Here is a 2,584-nt window from a genome sequence, read left to right as displayed (position 1 = left end):
GCTTGGCGCGCTCCCAAAAGCACGCTGGGTGGTAAGTTCAGTTTCACCTCCCGCGAAACCTTTATTTTGCTCGGCAATGTTTTCTTGGTGGTATCGGCCGCATCAGTGCTCTTGGGTACTCTCTATCCCTTGCTGATCGATGCTCTGCACCTAGGAAAGATCTCAGTGGGTCCTCCATACTTCAACAGCGTATTTGTACCCATCATGATTCCTTTGCTGGTCTTAATGGGAATTGGGCCGTGGACCAATTGGAAGAACTCCAATCTCGTGGATGTCATTAAGCGCTTATGGATTGCAGCTCTAGTGGCAGTGATTGCCGCCGCTTTGATTCCCTTTACCATGGGTGAATTTACCTGGCTCAGCAGTCTTGGTTTCTTACTAGCATTCTGGGTAATTTCCTCAGGTGTTTTGCAGATCATTCGTCAAGCAAAAGCAGGCAAGCCCACACGTTCCTTTATTGGTATGCAGGTAGCGCACCTGGGTATAGCAGTGTTTGTTATTGGTGTCACTATGGTGGGTGCGTACCAAGAAGAGAAGGATGTACGTATGCTGCCTGGTGAAAGTGTTAGTGTTGGCGGTTATCAAATTCAGCTTCAAAGCGTTTCTGCTGTGCCTGGCCCAAACTACAACGCAATGCAAGGCACCTTCTTGCTTTCTCGTAATGGGAAGTTGGAAGCTACGATGTACCCAGAAAAACGTAGCTACTTCTCTTCCACTATGCCAATGACTGAGGCTGCAATTGATGCGGGCCTCACCAGAGATATTTATGTCTCATTGGGTGAAGAGCTCGAAGATAAAGCATGGGCTGTACGTGTCTATTACAAGCCCTTTGTTGATTGGATTTGGGGCGGATGTCTATTGATGGCTCTGGGTGGCGTTTTGGCAATGTCAGATAAGCGCTATCGTATGAAATTACGCAAGGCAGCAGTATGAAAGCCAAGTTTTTAATTCCACTTTTCTTGTTTGTAATTTTGGTTGGATTTTTAGCGATAGGCTTGAATCGCGATCCACATGAAATACCTTCACCACTAATTGGCAAGCAAGCCCCTGCTTTTGAACTCCCGCAATTAGCTGATCCTCAAAAAACCTTTTCACCAGACAGTATGAAAGGTCAGCCTTGGATTTTGAACGTCTGGGCTTCTTGGTGTGTTGCTTGCCGTGAAGAGCATCCCGTTTTGGTTGAGTTAGGTAAGTTGGGTGTCGCGCCAATTATTGGCTTGGATTACAAAGACAAGCGTGAAGATGCGATGGCGATGCTTGCTCGCCAAGGTAATCCCTATGCTTTATCTGCCTTTGATGCGAACGGTCGCGTTGGTATTGACTACGGTGTGTATGGTGTTCCAGAGACATATGTTATTGATAAGGCTGGGGTGATTCGGTTCAAACATATCGGCCCAATCACAATGGAGCTATTGAATAAGAAGATTATTCCTCTATTGGGTGAGCTTAAGTGATGTTGCGTAAGCTGATCCTAGCTAGTCTTACAAGTATTGCGATTGCTTGTGCGATGAATGTTGCTTTAGCTAAAGATGCCACTCCGCTCGCAGATGATCCGGTCACAGAGCAGCGCTTGATTGCAATTTCAGAAGAAATGCGTTGTCTGGTTTGCCAGAATGAATCCCTTGCGGGTTCACGATCTGATTTAGCGAATGATTTGCGTAAAGAAATTCGGATTTTGATTGGTGAAGGTAAAACCGATAAGCAAATTCGGGAGTTTATGGTGGAGCGCTATGGCGACTTTGTCTTATATCGCCCACCCGTAAAGCCAATCACTTGGATTTTATGGATAGGCCCTTTTGTGATTTTGCTTGTTGGCATTATTGGCCTAGCAGTGTATTTACGCCGCAGAAATCAAAGAGTGCCAAGTACTACGCTGTCCGCAGAGGACAATCGTCGTATTGATGCACTACTTCGGGATGCAAAATCCAGTTCAACAGAAAATGCACATGACTAGTTTTTTAATACCCGCCCTCCTTTTGTTGATCTTGGTCTTGGTCTTATTGCTTCGCCCATTATTTTTCCCAGCTAAAGAATCTGAGACTTCTCGTCGTCAGATGAATGCTGCTATTTATCGCGAGGAGCTCGATAAGCTCGAGGCTGATCGTTTGGCGGGCACGGTTGATGCTGATAGTTACGAGCAAGCTCATGCAGAAATGCGTCAGCGCCTTTTTCAAGATACGGATGAGGCGGATGATCTTGCTGTATTGGGTTCCCCAAAGAAAACTATTGTTGGAATTTGTCTGTTTGTAGTTTTGCTTTCAGCAGGTTTTTATTTCTATCTTGGTGATGCTGCTCGAATTGCCGAAAAGAGTGCTGAGCAGCCAATGACTCAAGAAGCTGTTGAAAAGATGGTTACTGAGTTTGCTGCCAAGATGGAGAAGGAGCCTGATAATTTAAAGGGCTGGGCTATGCTGGCACGCTCCTACCGAATTTTGGGTCAGAATGCTGAGGCCGCAAAAGCCTATGCTCGTGCAGGCTCTTTTGTGGATGCTGATCCACAGTTGTTGGCTGACTATGCTGACGTATTGGCGGCAAATGCAAATGGTAATTTTGCTGATAAACCACAACAATTAATCAACAAAGC

The 2,584-nt window shown here is 45.8% G+C and carries 4 protein-coding genes; all 4 read left to right on the top strand.

Annotated features, from left to right (window positions below; genetic code table 11):
* Positions 1–933 (top strand): cytochrome c-type biogenesis CcmF C-terminal domain-containing protein (locus B7Y67_RS15015; protein WP_293599330.1); only part of this gene is annotated, 933 nt, incomplete at its 5' end.
* Positions 930–1,454 carry a DsbE family thiol:disulfide interchange protein gene (locus tag B7Y67_RS15010; protein ID WP_293599329.1) on the top strand — a complete coding sequence of 175 codons (525 nt, stop codon included), beginning with the start codon at positions 930–932 and terminating at the stop codon, positions 1,452–1,454. The genes B7Y67_RS15015 and B7Y67_RS15010, both read left to right, overlap by 4 nt.
* Complete coding sequence (locus tag B7Y67_RS15005) at positions 1,454–1,954, top strand: cytochrome c-type biogenesis protein (RefSeq protein ID WP_215301697.1); 501 nt, start codon at positions 1,454–1,456, stop codon at positions 1,952–1,954. Before B7Y67_RS15010 ends, B7Y67_RS15005 begins: the two co-directional genes overlap by 1 nt.
* Positions 1,947–2,584: c-type cytochrome biogenesis protein CcmI (gene ccmI / locus B7Y67_RS15000; protein ID WP_293599328.1), on the top strand; the 638-nt coding region annotated here is incomplete at its 3' end. The genes B7Y67_RS15005 and ccmI, both read left to right, overlap by 8 nt.

It is taken from the genome of Polynucleobacter sp. 35-46-11 (assembly GCF_002281105.1).
This window is presented reverse-complemented; position numbering and strand designations above follow the sequence as displayed.